Annotated in this window: 17 protein-coding genes; 7 read left to right on the plus strand and 10 right to left on the minus strand. The window is 66.4% G+C overall.

Features of this window, described 5'->3' with window-relative positions; translation table 11 throughout:
- Window positions 1-26: 26 nt before the first annotated feature.
- Window positions 27-1043 carry a class 1 fructose-bisphosphatase gene (locus tag N5K27_RS00810; protein ID WP_279813791.1) on the minus strand — a complete coding sequence of 339 codons (1017 nt, stop codon included), beginning with the start codon at window positions 1041-1043 and terminating at the stop codon, window positions 27-29.
- Window positions 1040-3736 (minus strand): aminopeptidase N, encoded by a 2697-nt coding sequence (pepN, locus tag N5K27_RS00815; RefSeq protein WP_087841817.1) that lies wholly within the window; start codon window positions 3734-3736, stop codon window positions 1040-1042. The genes N5K27_RS00810 and pepN overlap by 4 nt, the downstream gene beginning before the upstream one ends.
- 142 nt (window positions 3737-3878) lie before the next feature.
- Here pepN and N5K27_RS00820 point away from each other — a divergent pair, with 142 nt between their 5' ends.
- A complete protein-coding gene (locus N5K27_RS00820) occupies window positions 3879-4562 on the plus strand; it encodes a DUF4136 domain-containing protein (protein WP_279813797.1) in 684 nt (227 codons plus the stop codon).
- Window positions 4563-4572: 10 nt separating this feature from the next.
- On the opposite strand, the gene N5K27_RS00825 is transcribed toward N5K27_RS00820, so the two are convergent.
- The gene (locus N5K27_RS00825) at window positions 4573-5211 is read right to left on the minus strand and encodes a TetR family transcriptional regulator (protein WP_165963284.1); all 639 of its coding nucleotides are present in this window, start codon (window positions 5209-5211) and stop codon (window positions 4573-4575) included.
- Between the two features lie 167 nt (window positions 5212-5378).
- On the opposite strand from N5K27_RS00825, the gene N5K27_RS00830 reads away from it, so the two are divergent.
- Complete coding sequence (locus N5K27_RS00830) at window positions 5379-5723, plus strand: DMT family protein (protein ID WP_087841814.1); 345 nt, start codon at window positions 5379-5381, stop codon at window positions 5721-5723.
- A gap of 127 nt (window positions 5724-5850) precedes the next feature.
- Here the strand turns inward: N5K27_RS00830 and N5K27_RS00835 are convergent, their stop codons facing one another.
- Window positions 5851-6210, minus strand: coding sequence for an H-NS histone family protein (locus tag N5K27_RS00835; protein WP_087841813.1), 360 nt, complete (start codon window positions 6208-6210; stop codon window positions 5851-5853).
- Window positions 6211-6475: 265 nt separating this feature from the next.
- On the opposite strand from N5K27_RS00835, the gene N5K27_RS00840 reads away from it, so the two are divergent.
- Both N5K27_RS00840 and N5K27_RS00845 read left to right on the plus strand, forming a co-directional pair.
- Window positions 6476-7018: a YaeQ family protein gene (locus N5K27_RS00840; protein ID WP_087841812.1), complete on the plus strand. Its 543-nt coding sequence runs from the start codon at window positions 6476-6478 to the stop codon at window positions 7016-7018.
- Between the two features lie 192 nt (window positions 7019-7210).
- Entirely contained in the window at window positions 7211-8464 is a 1254-nt protein-coding gene (locus N5K27_RS00845; RefSeq protein WP_087841811.1) for a class I SAM-dependent methyltransferase, read from the plus strand.
- Between the two features lie 79 nt (window positions 8465-8543).
- On the opposite strand, the gene N5K27_RS00850 is transcribed toward N5K27_RS00845, so the two are convergent.
- The gene (locus N5K27_RS00850) at window positions 8544-9395 is read right to left on the minus strand and encodes a neutral zinc metallopeptidase (protein WP_132980395.1); all 852 of its coding nucleotides are present in this window, start codon (window positions 9393-9395) and stop codon (window positions 8544-8546) included.
- Window positions 9396-9885: 490 nt separating this feature from the next.
- On the opposite strand from N5K27_RS00850, the gene N5K27_RS00855 reads away from it, so the two are divergent.
- The 3 genes from N5K27_RS00855 (at window position 9886) to adeC (ending at window position 15881) form a co-directional block, all read left to right on the plus strand.
- Entirely contained in the window at window positions 9886-11094 is a 1209-nt protein-coding gene (locus N5K27_RS00855) for an efflux RND transporter periplasmic adaptor subunit (protein ID WP_087841809.1), read from the plus strand.
- 151 nt (window positions 11095-11245) lie between these two features.
- Window positions 11246-14428 (plus strand): efflux RND transporter permease subunit, encoded by a 3183-nt coding sequence (locus N5K27_RS00860; protein WP_087841808.1) that lies wholly within the window; start codon window positions 11246-11248, stop codon window positions 14426-14428.
- A 1-nt stretch (window position 14429) separates the two neighbouring features.
- Window positions 14430-15881, plus strand: a complete 1452-nt coding sequence (adeC, locus tag N5K27_RS00865; RefSeq protein WP_087841807.1) for an AdeC/AdeK/OprM family multidrug efflux complex outer membrane factor — start codon at window positions 14430-14432, stop codon at window positions 15879-15881.
- Between the two features lie 133 nt (window positions 15882-16014).
- Here the strand turns inward: adeC and N5K27_RS00870 are convergent, their stop codons facing one another.
- The 5 genes from N5K27_RS00870 to holA form a co-directional block, all read right to left on the minus strand.
- A complete protein-coding gene (locus N5K27_RS00870; RefSeq protein WP_132980396.1) occupies window positions 16015-16206 on the minus strand; it encodes a hypothetical protein in 192 nt (63 codons plus the stop codon).
- Between the two features lie 201 nt (window positions 16207-16407).
- Complete coding sequence (locus N5K27_RS00875; protein ID WP_087841805.1) at window positions 16408-17907, minus strand: THUMP domain-containing protein; 1500 nt, start codon at window positions 17905-17907, stop codon at window positions 16408-16410.
- Window positions 17908-17919: 12 nt separating this feature from the next.
- On the minus strand, window positions 17920-18342 hold the full coding sequence (locus N5K27_RS00880; RefSeq protein ID WP_087841804.1) for a CopD family protein: 423 nt from the start codon (window positions 18340-18342) through the stop codon (window positions 17920-17922).
- 100 nt (window positions 18343-18442) lie between these two features.
- Window positions 18443-19702 (minus strand): glutamate-5-semialdehyde dehydrogenase, encoded by a 1260-nt coding sequence (locus N5K27_RS00885; protein ID WP_176400863.1) that lies wholly within the window; start codon window positions 19700-19702, stop codon window positions 18443-18445.
- 34 nt (window positions 19703-19736) lie between these two features.
- Window positions 19737-20771 carry a DNA polymerase III subunit delta gene (gene holA / locus N5K27_RS00890; protein ID WP_279813818.1) on the minus strand — a complete coding sequence of 345 codons (1035 nt, stop codon included), beginning with the start codon at window positions 20769-20771 and terminating at the stop codon, window positions 19737-19739.
- Between the last annotated feature and the right edge of the window lie 170 nt (window positions 20772-20941).

Raw genomic sequence — 20941 nt, forward strand, 5'->3', positions numbered from 1 at the left:
CAAAGCCGGATCCGCGGTTTCCTGGATCAGTTGCTCGCGTCTTTGTGATAGCTCGTGACGAGGTCGACTTCGTTCTTCGAGCCCAGGATCACGCTGACGCGTTCGTGCAGCGCGGCGGGCTCGATGTCCAGGATGCGCTGCAGGCCGTTGGTCGAGGCGCCGCCGGCCTGTTCCACCAGCATGCTCATCGGGTTGGCTTCGTACATCAGGCGCAGCTTGCCGGGCTTGGTCGGTTCGCGCGCATCCCACGGGTACATGAAGATGCCGCCGCGGTTCAGGATGCGGTGCACGTCGGCCACCATGGAGGCGATCCAGCGCATGTTGAAGTCCTTGCCGCGCGGTCCGGTCTTGCCGGCCAGGCATTCCTCGATGTAGCGCCGCACCGGCGGTGCCCAGTGGCGCATGTTGGACATGTTGATCGCGAATTCCTTGGTGTCGGCGGGAATGCGGATGTTTTCCTGGGTCAGCACCCACGAGCCGACTTCGCGGTCCAGGGTGAAGCCGAACACGCCGGTGCCCACGGTCAGGATCAGCATGGTCTGCGGGCCGTAAAGCGCGTAGCCCGCCACGACCTGCTGCGAGCCCGGCTGCAGGAAGTCCTGCTCGGTGATCTCGCGGCCACGGGCCTCGGCGGGCGCGCGCAGCACCGAGAAGATCGTGCCGATGGACACGTTCACGTCGATGTTGCTGGAGCCGTCCAGCGGGTCGAACAGCAGCAGGTATTCACCCTTGGGGTAGTGGGTGGGAATGAGGTGGACGGTCTCCATTTCCTCGGAGGCCATGGCCGCCAGCTGGCCACCCCACTCGTTGGCTTCCAGCAGGATTTCGTTGGACAGCACGTCCAGCTTCTTCTGCACCTCGCCCTGGACGTTCTCGGTTTCCAGGCTGCCGAGCACGCCGCCCAGCGCGCCCTTGCCGACCGCGTGGCCGATGGCCTTGCAGGCGCGGGCGACGATTTCGACCAGCAGGCGGACTTCGGCGGGCAGGGCGGCGGCCCCGCGCTGCTGCTCGATCAGGAATTGGGTAAGCGTCTTGCGCTTCATGCGGCGATCTCCAGGGCTTTAGAAACGATTTCGGTGACGTTGCGCGACAGGCCGGGATGGCTGCGCACCTGCTGCAGCGCCTGGCGCATGGGGTCGCTCAGTTCGGGTACGTAGCGGACCCAGCGGTCCAGCGCACGGGCCAGGCGAGCCGCGATTTCCGGGTTGAGGGCGTCCAGCGCCAGGACCTGGCTGGCCCAGTAGCGGTAGCCGCTGCCGTCGGCGCGATGGAAGCCGTAGGGATTGTTCAGGCAGAACTGGAAGACCAGCGAGCGGGCGCGGTTGGGATTGCGCAGCGAGAACGCCGGATGGGCCATCAGGCCTTCCACGGTCTGGACCGTGGTGCCCCGGGCGGTCGCCTGCAGGGTGAACCATTTGTCCACCACCAGCGGGTCGTCCTGCCAGCGGTCGTAGAAGTCGGCCAGCACCCGCGCGGCGGCGTCTGGCGCGCCGAAGTTGACCAGCGAGGAGAGGGCCGACAGCCGGTCCGTCATGTTGCGCGCCGTGTCGTATTGGCGCAGTGCCAGTTCCGCCGCGCCGTCCACGCGGCCGGCCATCAGCGTGGCCAGCGCGAGGTTCTTCAGCGCGCGCTTGCCCGCGCTGACCGGATCGGGCGAATAGTCCCCCGGCGTCTGGTTGGCATCGATGGCGGCGCGCCAGTCGTCCGCCAGCGCGCGGCCGAGCGCGCCCAGGGTTTCGTCGCGCACGGCGGCCAGCGCCACCGGATCGACCTTGGCCATGTGTTCGGCCAGCGTCTTCTCCGACGGCAGCGTCAGGGCGCGAGCCCGGTAGGCGGCATCCAGCCCCGGCGCGGCCAGCACCGAGCGCCAGGCTTCGATGAAGTCGCCATGCAGCACGAAGGGCTTGCCCTCCTGCCGTTCGCGAGTGGCCGCCAGGATGACGCGGGTAGCCAGTTGCTGTCCGGCTTCCCAGCGGGCGAAGGCATTGCCATCGTGCTTCATCAGCAGCGCGAGCTCGTGATCGGTGTAGTCGTATTCGACGATGACCGGCGCGGAAAAGTCGCGCAGCAGCGAGGGTACCGGCCTGGCGTCGATGTTCTCGAACGTCCATTGCGCGTGCTCGGTGGTCAGTTCGAGCAGCGCGGTGTCGCGCACCTCGTGTCCGCCCGCCTGCTCGAGCGGCAGGGCCCGGCCTTGGGCATCCAGCAGGCCGATGGCGAAGGGAATGTGGAAGGGCTGCTTGGCCGGCGCGCCCGGCAGGCGCTCCACGCCCACGGGTTCGCAGCGCTGGGCGAGCGTGACCGTGCACCGCCGCGTTGCGGCGTCGTGCTCGATCGTCACCCGCACCCGCGGCGTGCCGGCCTGGCTGTACCAGCGCCTGAACACGGACAGGTCGCGTCCGGGGTGATCCTGCACGTAGACCGACTCCATCGCGGCGACGAAGTCGTCGCAGGTGACGGCCTGGCCATCGTGCCGGCGGAAGTACTCGGCCAGCCCGCGCGTGAAGCCCGCGGGCGTCAGCAGGGTCTGCTGCATGCGAATGACTTCCGCCCCTTTCTCGTAGACCGTGGCGGTATAGAAGTTGCCGATCTCCTGGTAGCTCTCGGGCCGGATGGGGTGCGCCATCGGGCCGGCATCCTCGGGGAACTGCGCGGCCCGCAGCGTCACGACGTCGTCGATGCGCTTGACCGTGCGCGCGCTGGCGGCCGCCTGCGCGTCCAGTCCCTGCGCCATCATGTCGGCGGTGAATTCCTGGTCGCGGAAGACGGTCAGGCCTTCCTTCAGGCTCAGTTGGAACCAGTCGCGGCAGGTGACGCGGTTGCCGGTCCAGTTGTGGAAATACTCGTGCCCGATCACCGCTTCGATCGCGCTGAAGTTGGCGTCGGTGGCGCTTTCCGGGTCGGCCAGCACGTAGGCGGCGTTGAAGATGTTCAGGCCCTTGTTCTCCATGGCGCCCATGTTGAAATCGCGGGCGGCCACGATCATGAAGCGGTCCAGGTCCAGTTCGAGCGAGAAGCGTTGCTCGTCCCAGCGCACGGCGCGCTCCAGCGACTCCAGCGCGTACTGCGTCTTGGCCTCGCTGCCGGGGTCGCTGTAGACCTGCAGCAGCACCTCGCGGCCCGAGCGGGTGCGCATGCGGGACTCGCGCCAGGTCAGGGTGCCCGCGACCAGCGCGAAGAGGTAGCAGGGCTTGGGAAAGGGGTCTTCCCAATGCGCTTCGTGGCGGCCATCGGGCAGGTCGGCCTGCTTGACCAGGTTGCCGTTGGACAGCAATTGCGGGAAGCGTTTCTTGTCGGCCCGCAGCACCACCGAATACCGCGACATGACGTCGGGCCGGTCGGGGAACCAGGTGATGCGGCGAAAGCCCTCGGCCTCGCACTGCGTGAAGAAGACGCCGTTCGAGATATAAAGCCCCATCAGCGCCGAATTGGCCTCGGGCCGGCAGCGCGAGACGATCTCGACCTGCGCCTGGACGCCCAGGTCGTCCAGCGTCAGGGTGCTGCCGTCCACCTGGTAGTGTCCGCTCCAGTCCCGGCCGTCCACCTTGACGGCGACCAGTTCCAGTTCCTCGCCGTCCAGGACCAGCGGGCCTTCGCCGGTACGCCGTACCTCCAGCAGCGAACGGACCAGGGTGTCGGCGGGGTCGAGGTCGAATTCCAGCCTGACCGTCGCGATGTCATACGGAAACGGAAGGTAATTCTGGCGTCTGATGGTGACGGGAGTATCGGTACGCATGATGGCGGAAACGAGTGGCGGCGCAGGGATGGGATTGTAGCGGGGCGGGGCGGGACGCGTCGGCCGAGAACCGAAACACCTCGTGTCGGTCCAAGCGCCATAACGGTTAAATTACGATTCTTGCTGCGGACGCGAAAGCACCATGTCGATATCCAAATGTAATTCTTTCTTCGGACGGGGCGGCTGGACATGGGCCAGCCGCGTCGCGAAGGTGGCCGCCGTGGCGTTGCTCGCGGGCTGCGCGACCACGGTGCCGGCCCGCGTCACGACCTTCCAGCAATGGCCGGCCGATGCCGTCGGCGCCACCTGGAAATTCGATACGTCCGCGGCGCAGCGGGACAGCCTGGAATATCGCGAATACGCCGACATGATCCGGTCGGGCATCGGCCCCACCGGCATGGTCGAGGCCGAGGCGGGCAAGCCCGCCCGCTTCACCGTCAGCTTCTCGTACGGCGTCGAGCCGGTGCAGGTGCGCATCGAGCGTCCGGCCTACGATCCCTTCTACGGGCCCTGGGGGCCGTGGGGCTACGGCTGGGGCGGCTTCGGCTATCGCGGCCGCGGCGGCATGGGCTTTGCCTGGGGGCCCCCGTATCCGCCGACCTGGACGTCCACCACGGTAGACGCATCCCGCGCGTCGCTGCGGGTGGAGATCCGGGACGCCAGGCAGAACGGGCAGAAAGTCTACGAGTCCACGGCCGTGAGCACCGGCTCGGGCGACTCCATTCCGCAGGTGATGCCCTACCTCGTGCGGGCGATCTTCGATCGTTTCCCCGACACGAACGGACAGGTCCGGGACGTCACCTACGAGGTGGAGCAGCGCAGGTAGCGCTCGCGCCTCAGCCGGCCCGGGCCGGCGGCGGGCTGATCTTCAGCCCCGCCAGGAAGTCGTCGATGACGCGGCCGCCCACTTCGGTGATGTCGAAGTCGCCCGGTTCCAGCATCCAGTCCATGAACAGGCCATGCATGATGGCGTGCAGGCCCAGGGCGGCTATGCGCGGGTCGGTGTGGGGCGGAAGCTGCCCCAGGGCGATGGCGCGGCGGAAGCCGTCTTCGTAGCGGCCCAGGGCGACCTTGCGGCTTTCCACGTGGCGACGGCGCATGTCCGCCGTTTCCGCCACATATTCGCACTTGAACAGCAGGATCTCACAGACCCGCTGCGCGCTCGCGCCCTCGGAGATCAATTGCATGGCGCCGACGGCGCTGCGCCGCAACTGGTTGAGCGGATCCGGGGAGTTGGCGTCGCAACTGCGCTCGAGCGCATCCTCGATCGGCATCTTGACCCGCTGCAGCATCGCGTCCAGCAGGTCCGTCTTGTTCTTGAAGTGCCAGTAGATCGCGCCACGGGTTACATTGGCGGCCGCCGCGATATCTTGCAGCGACGTGTGCGAGACGCCTTGTTCGCTGAAGATCTGCTCGGCGGTTTCGAGAATGCGGGTGCGGGTTTCGAGCGCTTCCTCTTTCGTTTTGCGTACCATGGCCATGCCCAGCCGGTGGTGTCCGGCATCAGCCTGGAAGGCAGCCGGACGGAGGTGTGTGAGTGAATGGGCTATCTAGCTAAGGTGCCCCTGCGCAATGCTTATATACATGCATGAATGTATGTAAGCATACCATGTTTTGGCTTGTTTGACTGAGGAGAGGGCGCATGGCTGCCCAGATATTGGCATTCGTGGGGCTTCTGGCGTTATCCAACACATTCATGACGTTCGCATGGTATGGACACCTGCGATACGCCCATGGCAGTCCGTGGTATCTGGCCCTGATGGCGAGCTGGGGGCTGGCTTTTTTTGAATATGCAATCATGGTGCCCGCGAACCGCTACGGCTTCGATTTCCTTAGCGTAACGCAGATGAAGATATTGCAGGAGGTGGTGACGCTGACGGTGTTCGTGCCGTTCGCCTTGCTGTTCATGGATGAGCGGCTGCGGCTGAACCATTTATGGGCGGCGTGCTGCCTGGTGGGCGCGGTTTATTTCGCCTTCAAGAAATAATTCACGACCGTAATAATCCGAGGCTTTGGACGGGTAAACCTTTCCGGATGGTAACAATCAAAAAGGTGGTTTTACGGATATGAATCGTAAAACCACCTTTACAAAGGCCCTGCCGGCCTGCGCCGTATTACTGGGCGATGAGAAACTGGTCGCGCGTCGCGCCGCCGGCTTCGGCCGCCACCAGCCAGCGCGGGGGTTTGCCGCGGCCGGTCCAGGTTTCGCCGGTTTCGGGATGGCGGTACTTGGGAGCGACCTGCTTGGCGGGTTTTGCCGCGCTGGCCTTGGCGGCGGTGCCGCTCGCCCGCTTGCGGGGCGCCCCGCCCTTGGCCTGGGCGGCTTTCAACTCGTCCAGCGTGATCGAGAATTCCTGCATCGAGCGAAGAATGGAAGCGATGACAGGCTGGCGTTGTTTCTGGCGAACGCTTTCCGCTTTTTCCTGAAGCTTGCGGATTTGGGCCTGCAGTGATTGGTAGGTATCTTTAGCCATTTTTGTCCAGGTGGTTTTTTCAGGCGAAGGGCAGAGGAAATACTCGATTTGGAACGCGGGATTGCCAGCGCATTTTAGAAGCGAATTTTCCAAGCTGTGAAGCCCTTATGTGAAAACGGATACATTTTCAAAAGAATAGAGCGCCATTTGCGCCGGAAGTTCATTCGGAAACCTACTTGGGTAATTTCCCGGAGTCGCCTGCGCAAGGCCGTCCGACTCCGGAATTTTTGAGGAACGGCCGCCGCGGGCGGCCGCATGAAAAGACATGGCTCTACGTTCGGTGGTTTACAAGGCGGTACTGCAGGTAGCGGACATGGACAGGGGGTACTACGCGGAACATTCCCTGGTCGTTGCGCGCCATCCCTCGGAAACCGATGAAAGAATGATGGTGCGGGTACTGGCCTTCGCGCTGAATGCGGACGAGGAGCTGGCGTTCGGCAGGGGGCTGTCGACCGACGACGAGCCGGATCTATGGCGCAAGGATCTGACCGGTGCCGTGGACGTCTGGATAGAAGTGGGCTTGCCGGACGAGAAATGGCTGCGCAAGGCATGCGCCCGCGCCGCGCGGGTGGTGCTCTATGCCTATGGCCGCACCGCCGACGCGTGGTGGCGCCAGAACCAGGACAAGGTGGCGCGGCTGGATAATCTGCAGATTTTCCGGCTGGCCCCCGACGATACCGCCGCGCTGGCCCGGCTCGCGGAACGAAACATGCAGCTGCAATGCAACGTGCAGGAAGGCCAGGCCTGGATGGGTAATGGCGAGCGGGACGCCACACTGACGCCGGAAAGGCTGCATCCCTCATTATGAATAGGGTTTTTGGACGCCATGGGATGCCATGAACGTCCGCGTTTTTGGTGCTAGGATAAAAAAGCAAAGTGGTTACGAGTTTGGTCTACCGAAAAGCGCCGACCTAGGGGGATCTTTGCCTGTGCGGGTTGAGCGCCGATAAAAACGCGCGTCTGTCGCGACTGACAGGTTGTGGAATACGGAAAACCCTACATGAATGCACTTTTTTCTCAGGCGGAACGTCGGCTTTCGGCTTTACCCATTCCCGTTCAACTCATACTGCCCGATGGCACCCGGCTGGGGGCCGACAATGCGAAGGTCGGGTTCAAGCTCAGGACATTGCGATCCGTCTCCCACCTGGTGCGGGGGCGTATCGGCCAATTGGGCGAAGACTATGTCGAGGGGCGCGTCGACATAACCGGCAACATGCGCGACCTGATGGCGGCGGCCGCCGCCATACTGACGGAGTCGCCCGTGGACAATTCCCCGCCCGGCTGGCTGTCGGAGCTGGGGCGCAAGGCGACGTCGGCCATGCGCCACACCATGGACCGCGACGCGCGGCAGATCCAGTTCCACTACGACCTGTCCGATGATTTCTACGGCCTGTGGCAGGACCCGCGCCGCGTCTATTCGTGTGCCTATTACCGCGATTCCGGCATGACGCTGGCCCAGGCCCAGGAAGCCAAGCTCGACCATATCTGCCGCAAGCTGCGGCTCCAGGAAGGCGAGCGGTTCCTGGACATCGGCGCCGGATGGGGCGGCCTGCTGCTGTGGGCCGCCGAGAACTACGGCGTCGACGCCACCGGCATCACCCTGTCCAAGAACCAGCATGCGCACGTCAATCGCCTGATCGAGGAAAAGGGGCTGCAGAACCGTGTCCGGATGGTGCTGCTGGATTATCGCCAGTTGGAGGAAACCCAGCCCTACGACAAGATCGCGTCCGTCGGGATGTTCGAGCACGTCGGGCGTGCCCAGCTGACCGCCTATTTCTCGAAGATCCGCCGGCTTCTGCGCCCGGGCGGCCTGGTGATGAACCACGGGATCACCTCCGGTGGCACCTATAACGCCCAGCTCGGCAGCGGAATGGGAGACTTCATCGAGAAGTACATATTCCCGGGCGGGGAACTGGTGCATGTCAGCAAGGTGCTGGAGACGCTCAGCGACGGCGGGCTGGAAGCCGTCGACGTCGAGAATCTGCGCCCCCATTACGCGCGCACGCTGTGGGCCTGGAGCGACGGGCTCGAGGCCAAGCTGGACGAGGCCTACCGGATCTTGCCGGGCGAGCAGGGCGCCAAGTCCGTGCGGGCCTACCGGCTGTACCTGGCCGGCTGTGCCATGGCGTTCGAGCAGGGCTGGATTTCGCTGAATCAGGTGCTGTGCCAGCGTCAGGGCGTATTCGATGCAAGCCAGCTCGACGAGCCGGCCGGCCAGGCGTATCCGTTCCGCCGGGATTACATCTATCGCTGAGGTGCCGGCAGGCACCGCCGAAGCAATGAGCCCCGCCTAGGCGGGGCTCGCGCATTGCGGCGGGGTGTTCACGCGGCGGTCAGAGCGACGCCGCGGAGAACGTGTCGCAGTTGCCCGGATTGCCGCTTTCCAGTCCACGCTTGAACCAGCGCACGCGCTGGGCCGATGTGCCATGCGTGAAGGCGTCCGGGACCACATAGCCCTGGGCTTCCTTTTGCAGGCGATCGTCGCCGATGGCCGAGGCGGCGTTCAGGGCGGCTTCCACGTCGCCGGGCTCCAGGATCTGCCGGGCCCGATTGGCGTGATAGGCCCAGACGCCGGCGTAGCAGTCGGCCTGGAGTTCCATCCGCACCGACAACTGGTTGGCCTCGACCTGGCTGGAGCGCCGCTGCTGGCGATTGACCTTGTCGGCCGTGCCCAGCAGGTTCTGGACATGATGTCCGATCTCATGGGCGATCACATAGGCGCGGGCGAAGTCTCCCGGGGCGTTCAGGCGACGCTGCATTTCCTCGAAAAAGCTCATGTCGAGATAGACGCGGGCATCGCCGGGGCAGTAGAACGGCCCCATGGCCGCCTGGCCCGTGCCGCACGCGGTATTCGTGGCGCCCGAGTACAGGACCAGCTTGGGCTCGGTGTAGCGGCTGCCGGACGCGGTGAATAGCTGGCTCCAGGTGTCCTCGGTGTCGGCCAGCACCTTCGAGACGAACAGGGCCTGCTTGTCGTCGGCCGGCGGCGGTCCCGACGATTCCTGGACCGACTGGCCGGGGCCGGAGGCCAGGTCCAGAACCACGGATGGATCGACGCCGAAGTACATGGCGACCAGCGCCAGCACCACCGCGCCTATGCCCAGTGAACCGCGGCCCGCCAGGCGGGGACCGCCGCCGCGCCGGTCTTCGATGTTGCTGCTTTCTCGGCCATTGTCCAGACGCATGGGGCTTCCTCTGTCCTTTATCGTTCGATGCGGTGCGCGGGCGCACGGCCAGAATATAAACCGATCCGGTCCGGCGCGGCCTCGCTCCCGCCGAGCCGCGGAGGAGGCGGGGTGTTGTTTATGCCGCAACGATGGCGGAGCAAAATCGCAAAAGGCGCAGCAACGGGCCGCAAAAATGTGGGAGCATTTCTCCTCGGGAGCGCATGCTGCGCTAGGCGCGACGCAAGCCGGGAAAAGCCCTAGCCCTGCAAGGGGTTAATGCCTACTTGACATATTCTCGCGCTCAACTGACGAAACAAAAAAATTCGTTCTTTTTATACAAACATCCATGAATGTTTGTATAATCGCCTGCTTCATGATGTCCGCAATGTCTTCCCGTCCGCACCCGGCGCGCGCCAGGCCGCCGGACGCGCAAGGCTTTCGTCATCCCGGGATTTCGACTACGTTTCGGCTTCATCCGTGCCGCGACGTCTATGCCTAGAGGAATGCTATGCAACGCAAAAGACGCTCACCCTATCTGCTAGGCGCGGTATCGCTGGCGACCCTGCTGGCGCTGTCTGCTTGCGGCAAAGGAAACGGTGGCGCGCAGCAGGGCGCGGGAGCGCCTCCTCCGATGGAGATCGGCACGGTCACCATCACGCCGACCAAGGAAGTCATCGTCAACGAACTGCCCGGGCGCCTGGAAGCGACCCGCATCGCCGAGGTCCGCGCGCGCGTGGCGGGCATCGTGCTGCAGCGCGCGTTCCGCGAGGGCAGCGACGTCAAGGCGGGCCAACTGCTGTTCAAGATCGACCCGGCCCCTTTCCAGGCCGACTACAACAGCGCCAAGGCCAATCTCGAGCGCGACGAAGCCAACCTGTACCAGGCCCGCATGCTGGCCGAGCGCTATGAGCCGCTGGTGAAGGCGAACGCGGTCAGCAAGCAGGAGTACGACAACGCCGTCGCTTCGTACAAGCAGGCGCAGGCGGCCGTGTCGGCCACCAAGGCCGCGCTGGACCGGGCCAAGCTCAGCCTGGACTATGCCACCGTCACGGCCCCGATTTCCGGCCGCATCGGCCGCGCGCTGGTTACCGAGGGCGCGCTGGTCGGCCAGGGCGAGGTCACGCCGCTGGCGGTCATCCAGCGCCTGGATCCGGTCTACGCCAACTTCACGCAGTCCGTGGCGCAACTGAGCCAGCTGCGCGCGGCCTTCGATAGCGGCAAGATCAAGCAGGTCGCGCCGAACGAAGCCCGTGTCTCGCTCGTGCTGGACGACGGTTCGCGTTATCCGCTGACCGGCAAGCTGCTCTTCTCGGACGTCACGGTCGATCAAAGCACCGGCCAGGTCACGCTGCGCGCCGAGTTCCCGAACCCGAACAACGTCCTGCTGCCGGGGATGTACGTGCGGGTGCGGGTCGAGCAGGGTATCGACGAGGCGGCGCTGACCGTGCCGCAGCAGGCGGTGCAGCGCGGCGCCAACGGCGATGCGTCGGTCTACGTGGTCGGCGCCGAGAACAAGGTCGAGCCGCGTCCCGTCAAGACCGGCGCCGCGGTGGGCGATCGCTGGATCGTGACCCAGGGCCTCAAGCCCAACGACGTGGTCATCGTCGAAGGTTTCCAGAAGGTGCGTCCGGGCGCGCAGGTCAAGCCCGTACCCTGGAAGCCCGCGGCCGAACCCGCGCCGGCGCAGCCGGCTGGCCAGCAAGGCAGCAAGTCGTGATCGGTACCGTGCCCGGCGCGCGATCCGCCCCGGGTGCGCGGACCGGTGAAGACCGGTCCGGTCGAGACGCAGGCAGGGCGAACCCGGCTTCGTCAAAGTCGAGCCGGGTCCTGTCGGGCCGCCCGAAGCATCTCTAAGAGAGTCACCAGACATGTCGCAATTTTTCATTAGCAGGCCGATTTTTGCCTGGGTGGTCGCGCTGTTCATCATCCTGGCAGGCGTCCTGGCCATTCCCAACCTGCCGGTGTCGCAGTACCCGGCGGTGGCGCCTCCGGTCATCTCGGTGTCGGCCACCTATCCCGGCGCGTCGGCCGAAACGGTGGCCCAGTCGATCACCAGCCTGATCGAGGACGAGCTCAACGGCGCGCAGGGCATGTTGTATTTCGAGTCGCAGAGCAACTTTGGCCGCGCCGAAATCGACATCACCTTCGCGCCGGGGGTCGACCCCGACCTGGCCGCGGTGGACGTGCAGAACCGCATCAAGCGGGTCGAGTCCCGCCTGCCGCAATCCGTGCTGCAGCAAGGGCTGCGGGTGGAGAAGGCCAGCACCAACTTCCTGCTGGTGCTGACCTTGTCCTCGGAAAGCGGCGAAACCGATGCCGTGGGCCTGGGCGACTACCTGACCCGCAACGTGCTGAGCGAGATCCGCCGTATCCCCGGCGTGGGCCGGGCGCAGCTGTTCGCCTCGCAGCGGGCCATGCGCATCTGGATCGATCCGGCCAAGCTGGTGGGCTACAAGCTGTCCACGGCCGACGTCAATGCCGCCATCGCCGGCCAGAACGTGCAGTTACCGGCGGGCGCCATCGGCGACCAGCCCAATCTGCCGGACCAGCAGATCACCGCCACCATCTCGGTGCGCGGCCAGCTGGCCACGCCCGAGGAGTTCGGCAACATCGTGCTGCGCGCGAATCCGGACGGCTCGTCCGTGCGCCTGCGCGACGTCGCGCGCATCGAGGTCGGCGCCGAGACCTACGCGTTCTCGTCGCGCCTGAACGGCAAGCCGACCGCCGCCGTGGCGGTGCAACTGGCGCCCGGCGCCAACGCGCTGTCGGCGGCCGAGGGCGTCAAGGCCAAGATGGAAGAGCTGGCGGCCTATTTCCCCGCCGACTACAAGTACGACATCCCGTACGACACCTCGCCCTTCGTGAAGGCGTCGATCGAGAAGGTGCTCCATACCCTGGTCGAGGCCATGGTGCTGGTGTTCCTGGTGATGTTCCTGTTCCTGCAGAACTTCCGCTACACGCTGATCCCGTCCATCGTGGTGCCGATCTGCCTGATGGGCTCGTTCGCGTGCATGCTGATCGCCGGGTTCTCGATCAACGTGCTGACCATGTTCGGCATGGTGCTGGTGATCGGTATCCTGGTGGACGATGCCATCGTGGTGGTGGAGAACGTCGAGCGCATCATGGTCGAGGAAGGGCTGCCGCCCAAGGAAGCCACCCGCAAGGCCATGGGCCAGATCAGCGGCGCCATCATCGGTATCACGCTGGTGCTGACGGCCGTGTTCCTGCCGCTGGCCTTCATGAGCGGCTCGGTGGGCGTGATCTACCGGCAGTTCTCGCTGGCCATGGCCACGTCCATCATGTTCTCGGGCTTCCTCGCGCTGTCCCTGACGCCGGCGCTGTGCGCCACGCTGCTCAAGCCGATCCCCAAGGGCGCGCATGACGAGAAGAAGGGCTTCTTCGGCTGGTTCAACCGCAGCTTCAACCGGACGGCCGACGGCTACCAGAACTGGGTGGGCCGCCTGCTGGCCAAGACCGGGCGCTACATGGTCATCTATGCGGCGATCCTGGCCGTGATGGCCTATACGTTCCTGCGCCTGCCGTCGTCGTTCCTGCCGGCGGAAGACCAGGGCTACGTGATCACCGACATCCAGACGCCCCCGGGCGCCTCGGCCAACCGCACCCGCGAGGCGGTCGAGGTCATGGAAGCGCATTACTCCGAGCGGCCGTCGGTGAAGTCCATCATCACCATCCTGGGCTTCAGCTTCTCGGGCATGGGCCAGAACGCGGCGCTGTCGTTCGCCACCCTCAAGGACTGGTCCGAGCGCGGCGCGGACGAATCGGCGCAGGCCGAGGCCGCGCGCGCCAACGGCAGCTTCTTCGCCCGCATCAAGGACGCCATGGTGTTCTCGATCGTGCCGCCGGCCATTCCCGAACTGGGCAACGCGACCGGCTTCACGTTCCGCCTGCAGGACCGTGGCGGGCTGGGCCACAACGCGCTGCGCGACGCCCGCGACCAGTTGCTGGGCGCCGTCGCCAAGAGCTCCGTGATCGCGTACGCCCGCGTCGAAGGCCTGGAGGACGCGCCTGAACTGCGGCTGCTGATCGATCGCGAGAAGGCCAACGCCCTGGGTGTGTCGTTCGATTCCATCCGTTCGGCGCTGTCCACGTCGGTGGGCTCGGCCGTGGTGAACGACTTCATCAACGCCGGCCGCGTCCAGCGCGTGGTCGTGCAGGCCGAGGCCGGGGACCGCATGTCGCCGGACGATCTGCTGCGCCTGTACGCCGCCAACTCGAGCGGCGGCCTGGTGCCGTTCTCGGCATTCGCGTCGTCCGAGTGGGCCAAGGGGCCGGTGCAGGTGATCCGCTACAACGGCTATCCCGCCTACAAGATCTCGGGCGATGCCAAGCCGGGCTTCAGTACCGGCGAGGCCATGAGCGAGATGGAGCGCCTGGTGCGCGAGCTGCCCCCGGGCATCGGCTACGAATGGACGGGCCAGTCGCTGCAGGAGCGCGTGTCGGGTGCCCAGGTCCCCATCCTGCTGACCCTGTCGCTGCTGGTGGTGTTCCTGGTGCTGGCCGCGCTGTATGAAAGCTGGTCCATCCCGTTCTCGGTGATCCTGGTGGTGCCGTTGGGGATCCTGGGCGCGGTGCTGGCGGTGACGCTGGTGGGCATGCCCAACGACGTGTTCTTCAAGGTAGGCCTGATCACCATCATCGGCCTGTCGGCCAAGAACGCGATCCTGATCGTGGAATTCGCCAAGGACCTCTATGCCGAGGGCAAGGGCCTGGCCGAGGCCACGATCGAGGCGGCGCGCCTGCGTTTCCGCCCCATCGTCATGACTTCGCTGGCGTTCATCCTGGGTGTGCTGCCGCTGGCCATCGCCACCGGCGCGAGCTCGGGTGCGCAGCGCGCCATCGGTACCGGCGTGATGGGCGGCATGATTTCCGCCACGCTGCTGGCCGTGTTTCTGGTGCCCGTGTTCTTCGTGGTGGTGCTGAGGCTGTTCAAGACCAAGCCCGAATCGCTGCATGTCATGGGGCACCATGACGACGAGCCGAACAAGGGCGACGCCGGCGCGGCGGGAACGGTCAAGCATGAAGGAAACTGATATGAAACGACCCGCATACTCACTCGTGGCGGTGGCCGTCGCCGCCTTGCTGGGGGGATGCTCGATGATCCCGACCTATGAGCGCCCGGCGGCACCGGTGGAGGCGGATTTCTCCGCCCACGGCGCCGCGCCGGCCGGCTCGCAGCCGGCCACGGCCGACATAGGCTGGCGCCAGTTCTTCGGCGACGAACGTCTGCAACGGCTGATCGCGCTGTCGCTGGAGAACAACCGCGACCTGCGCGTGGCGGTGCTGAACATCGAAGCGGCCCGGGCCCAGTACGGCGTGACGCGCGCCGACCAATTCCCCGGCGTCAATGCCAACGCCAACGGCACGCGCCAGCGTACGCCCGGCGACCTGTCGTACTCCGGCCGCTCGACCATAGGCAGCCAGTACCAGGTGAACCTGGGCGTGACGGCGTTCGAACTGGACCTGTTCGGCCGCGTCCGCAGCCTGAGCCAGGCCGCGCTGGCGCAGTACCTGGCCAGCGAGGAAACACGGCGCAGCACGCAGATCAGCCTGGTGGCCCAGCTGGCCAATGCCTACCTGAACGAGCGCTCCAGCGACGAACTGCTGGCGCTGGCCCAGCGTACGCTGAAGACCCGGCAGGATTCGTACAACCTGATCAAACTGCGCTACGACGCCGGCGCGGCTTCCGAGCTTGAGCTCCAGCAGGCCGAGTCGCTGGTGCAGAGCGCGCTGTCCGAGCAGGCCATCGCCGAGCGCAACCGGGCCCAGGCCACCAATGCGATCGTGTTGCTGATCGGCCAGCCCCTGCCGGCCGACCTGCCCGCGCCGCGACCGCTGAGCGAGCAGGCGTTGCTGGCCGACGTGCCGGTCGGTCTGTCGTCCGACCTCATCGAGCGCCGGCCCGACATCCGCTCGGCCGAGCAGCAATTGCGCAGTGCCAATGCCAATATCGGTGCCGCCCGGGCCGCGTTCTTCCCCAGGATCTCGCTCACCGGCGCGTTCGGAACCGCCAGCAGCCAGTTGTCCGGGCTGTTCGACAGCGGCTCACTGGCCTGGAGCTTCGCGCCTCAGATCAGCCTGCCCATCTTCGACGGTGGCCGCAACCGGGCCAACCTCGACCTGGCCGAAGCCCGCAAGAACATCGCGGTGGCCCAGTACGAGAAAACGATCCAGACGGCCTTCCGGGAAGTGGCGGACGCGCTCGACGCCAAGGGTACCTTCGATCGGCAGATCCAGTCGCAACAGACTCTGGTAGATGCATCCCGCCGCAGCCTGGAACTGTCCGACATGCGGTATCGCAACGGGGTCGACAGCTATTTGCAGCTGCTGGATGCGCAACGCGCGTTGTTCACCGCCGAACAAAGCCTGTTGCAGGCGCGCACGCAGCGCCTGAACAACCTGGTGGGCTTGTACAAGTCGCTGGGGGGCGGTTGGGAAGAGAACACGGTGGCCGCCAAGGCGGCGCCAACCTCTACCGTGCAATGAAACAAGGGGCGCTGCGGCGCCCCTTGTCATTCAACCCGTCGACATTTCATCCGTCCATGCCTGGTCCCGGAATGAACAAAGGGCGTCTCCCGCGAACGGGGACGCCCTTGCCGGGGCACCGCATGAGCTGCGATCAGCCGTTGACGTACTGGACGTTGTAGCGGCGGGCGTTCGCCTTCAGGTCGGCGATCAGGTTCAGAACCTGCTTGGCCGCGGCGCGCAGGGCTTCGAACGGACGGGGCTGTTCGAATTCGTTGGCCAGTTCGCCACGGATCAGTTCGCGCTCGAGCGTGTCGGTCAGCTTGCTGTCTTGAACGTATTTCATGGCTGTATCCTTTACAGTGGTTGCCTAGGTGCTATCCCCTAGGTGATAACCCTATATTAGGGGAAACCCCAGGATAAGGCAAGCCTTTGTCGCATCGCAGCATGAATGAGCGGTCAAGTGTTGCCCTCCAGCCTCAGTTTGGATGTTTATAAATCACTCAACAGGGCAGAAAAATGGCGCCTGACGGCGCCGGAGGAAGGTTCAGCGGCGGAAGCTGCCCTTGACCAGTTGGAAACCAAACAGCCGGCAGGCCAGCGCGCCGTTGTAGACGGGCGTGCGCCGGAACGGGTCCAGGCGCAGCTTGCGGGGGAGTTCCAGGTCGCTGGTGATGACGTGCAACTGCCAGCCGCCGAATTCCCGCTTGAGCGTGCTGGCCCACTCCGACCAGAGCTGGCGGTCTTCCTCCAGGTCCAGGCGTTCCCCGTAGGGGGGATTGGTAATCAGCCAGCCGGCGCGTTCGTCCAGCGGGCAGGTGTCGCGCGCATCGGCCACCTCGAAATAGACCGCGTCTTCGGTCAATCCCGCCCGGTGGGCATTCTCGCGCGCCGCGTCGATCGCGCGCGGATCGATGTCGGCGCCGGCCAATTGCATGGGTAGTTCGGGCAGGATGCGGGCGCGGGCGTCATCCTTCAGGTCGCGCCAGCGGCGGTCCTGGTGGCCGCGCAGGCGCTCGAAGGCGAAGGGCCGCGAGATGCCGGGCGGCACGCGCAATCCCTTGAGCGCCGCCTCGATCAGGATGGTGCCGCTGCCGCAGAAGGGGTCGATCAGCGGCACGTCGGCGGGCCAGCCGGACAGTGCCAGCAAGCCCGCCGCGAGATTCTCGCGCAGCGGTGCCTCGCCCTTGTCCAGACGCCAGCCGCGCTTGAACAGCGATTCGCCGGAGGTGTCCAGGTAGAGCGTGGCGCTGGTTTCGTCCAGGAAGGCATGCACGCGCGCATCGGGCCGGACGGTATCGATGCTGGGACGTTCGCCCTCGAGTTCGCGCAGGCGATCGCAGATGCCGTCCTTGACCCGCAGATTGCAGAATTGCAGGCTTTTCATCGGGCTGCGCACGGCCGAGGTATCCACGCGCAGGGTCTGCTCGGCGCCGAACCAGCGTTCCCAGGGAGTGGCCCGGGCCAGTTCCAGCAGTTCGTCCTCGTCGCGCACGGCGCCGTGCGCGACCCGGACCAGGACGCGTGTGGCCAGCCGCGATTCCAGATTGGCACGCATCATGCCGTTCCAGTCGGCCGTGAAATGGGCACCGGCGCGGCCGGCGTAGGCGTCGTCGTATCCCAGCCCATGCAGTTCGTCGACCAGCGCCTGTTCCAGGCCCTGCGGGCAGGGCGCGAACATGGCGAAGGTCTCGGCCTGCGCGCCGCGGGGCCGGGGTTCGGCCGTGGGGGCCGGGCGGCCTGCCTGCCGCTCGCGCGGGCGCGCGCCAGGCTCGTCGTCGCGTCGCCGCCGGTCCCGATTGTCGCCCGGCACGGATGCCGGCGGTTTCCCCGAGGGACGGCCTTCACGGCTTTGACGGACCGGGACGTCGTCCCTCGGTGCGTCCGCCGCGGTGGGCTGCTTGCCGCTTTCGAGCGCCGCCCGCGCCACGCGGTGGGCGCGCGGGCCCGAGCGGACGCGCCGGTCGGCATCCTGCGGGGCGCCGGACTGCCGCGGACGGCTGGGAAGGGAAAGCGTGGGTTTCTTGCGCTCGGGAGTATCGGACAAGACTTGGGCCAATCAAAAGGGTTTGACGACAACGAGAACCGTGGCGGCCAGCAACAGCAGCACGGGAACCTCGTTGAACCAGCGGTAGAACACGTGGGACCGGGCGTTGCGGCCGGCCTCGAACTTGCGCAGCAGGCTGCCACAGGCATGGTGGTAGCCGATGACGAGCACGACCACGGCCAGCTTGGCGTGCATCCAGCCGTTGCCGGGGCCGCGGCCTATACCATAGCCCACATACAGCCACAGGCCCAGCAGGACGGCCGGCACGGCCAGGATGGTGGTGAAGCGGAACAGCCGGCGCGCCATGCCCAGCAGCCGCGTGGCCGCGGCGGCATTGGTTTCCTGCGCCAGGTTGACGAAGATGCGCGGCAGGTAGAACAGGCCGGCGAACCACGAGGCGACGAAGACGATGTGAAAAGCTTTTACCCACAGCATAGGCGCTTCCTTGTCGATGCATGCGTGCCGCGAGGGCGGCGGAGTCGGACGGCGGGACGGGCCAACGGGCCGCATCCGCCGCATGGCAGGGCGCGCGGCGTCAGCCCCGCGTCTGGCCGTCGCCGGTCAGGATCCATTTCAGCGTGGTCAACCCTTCCAGCCCGACCGGCCCACGGGCGTGCAGCTTGTTGGTCGAGATGCCGATCTCGGCGCCCAGGCCATATTCGTAGCCGTCGGCGAAACAGGTCGGCAGGTTGACGTAGACCGAGCTCGAATCGACCTCGCGCTGGAAGCGGCGGGCGGCGGACAGGTTCTCGGTGACGATGGAGTCGGTGTGCCGGGAGCCATGGGCCTCGATGTGGCCGATGGCCTGGTCCAGGTCGTCCACCACCTTGATCGACAGGATGGGGCCCAGGTATTCCGTGTCCCAGTCTTCCTCGGTCGCGGGCACGGCCTGCGGCACCAGCGCGAGGGTGCGCTCGCAGCCCCGCATTTCGACGCCGTGTCCGGTAAACGCCTGTCCCATCGGGGGCAGGAAGGCCCTGGCCACGCCGGCATGGACCAGCAGGGTTTCCATCGCGCCGCAAATGCCGTAGCGGTAGGTCTTGGCGTTGAACGCGATGGTGTGGGCCTTGGCCAGGTCGGCGTCGCGGTCGACGTAGACGTGGCAGATGCCGTCCAGGTGCTTGATGACCGGCACCCGCGCTTCCTCGGACAGGCGCTTGATCAGCCCCTTGCCGCCCCGGGGGACGATGACGTCCACGAACTCGGTCATGGTGGCGAGCTTGCCCACGGCCGCCCGGTCGGTGGTCTCGACCACCTGCACGGCGTCGGCGGGCAGGCCGGCGGCTTCCAGGCCCGCGCGCACGATGCGGCCCAGCGCGGTATTGGAATGGATGGCCTCGGAACCCCCGCGCAGGATGGTGGCGTTGCCCGATTTCAGGCACAGCGCGGCAGCGTCGATGGTGACGTTGGGGCGCGACTCGTAGACGATGGCGATGACGCCCAGCGGGACCCGCATGCGCGCCACCTGCATGCCGTTGGGCCGCGTGCGGGTCTCGGTCAGTTCGCCCACGGGATCGGGCATGGCGGCGATCTGCTCCAGGCCGGCGGCCATCAGCCCCAGGGCCTTGTCGGACAGCGTCAGGCGGTCGACCATGGCCGCGTCCAGTCCGTTCGCCCGGGCCGCTTCCAGGTCCTTGGCGTTTTCCGCCTGCAGCCAGTCCTTGTGGTCGCGCAGGCCGGCAGCCATGGCGCGCAGCGCCGCGGCCTTGGCACGGTCGTCGGCGCGGGCGACCAGCCGGGCGGCGGCGCGGGCGCTGGCGCCGATCCGGCGCATGGTTTGGTCGAGCGTAGAGATTTCCATTCGTATGAATCGCAGGGGGCGGGGCGTTTCAGGCCGCGAGCCTGAGCGCCAGCCGCGTGATTTCGTGCCACGGATCCGGAAGGCGTCCCGGAACACGCAGCCCTTTGATGATCTTGTCCACCTCGTGGGCGTGGTGGACGGCGGCGGTCCAGGCTTGGGGCGTCAGCCGTTTGAGTGCCTGGTTGGCCAATTGTTCATGCGTGCCGAAAAAGCGCAGCGTACGCATCAGCGCCGGCACGCTTTGCCCTTGCTGGCCGGCCTGGGCCAGGCGGGCCAGCAGGCGGATTTCCTCGCCCACCGCCCACAACACCAGCGGCAGGGCCTCGCCCTCGGCGCGCAGGCCTTCGATCAGGCGCACCATGCGCTTGGCGTCGCCCGCCAGCATGGCGTCGCGCAGCTTGAAGACGTCGTAGCGCGCCACGTTCATGACCGCGTCCTGCACCTGTTCCAGCGTCAGCGCACCTTCCGGATACAGCAGGCCCAGCTTGAGGATTTCCTGGTGCGCGGCCAGCAGGTTGCCCTCGACGCGGTCGGCCAGCCATTGGAGGACCTCGCCGCCGGCGCGCTGCTGCTGCCGGGCCAGCCGCTCGCCCACCCAGCCGGGCAGCATCGGCCGTTCGATGGTGGGCACGTCCACGACGATGCCATGCTCGGCCAGCGCCGAGAACCAGGCCGACGAGCGGGTCGTCTTGTCCAGCTTGGGCAGCATCACCACCGTGACGCTCTCGCCCCGCTGGCCCGGTGCCTGCCGGGCCAGCCGCGCGATGACCTCGCCCCCGGTCTTGCCGGGCTTGCCGGTCGGGATCTTCAGCTCCAGCAGCCGGCGATCGCCGAACAGCGAGATCGACTGCGAGGCGCTCAGTAGCGCATTCCAGTCGCTGCGGGCATCCGCCACCACCGTTTCCCGTTCCGTGAAGCCGCCAGCCGTGGCCGCCGCCCGCAAGGCGTCGCAAGCCTCGATCACGAGCAGGGGCTCGTCACCGGTCACCGTATACAGCGGTTCCAGCTGCTCGCCCGCCCGCTGAAGCTGGGCAATCAGTTGTTCTGGACGCAATTGCCTCATAGGGTGCCTCCGGCGGACCGTCGCTGCGATCCAGGATGCCGCGGATCCGGCTCCGCCGGTCCGCCAGCATCGCCCCTCGGGACCCGACGCCGGGCCGCCCCAAGGCGGGTCCCGGCCCCCTTGGGGGCTGCCGCGTAGCGGCTGGGGGCACACCATTCTGGGCGCGCGAA

This window comes from Pigmentiphaga sp. GD03639 (genome assembly GCF_029845405.1).
In the GTDB taxonomy this organism is placed as follows: domain Bacteria; phylum Pseudomonadota; class Gammaproteobacteria; order Burkholderiales; family Burkholderiaceae_B; genus Pigmentiphaga; species Pigmentiphaga daeguensis.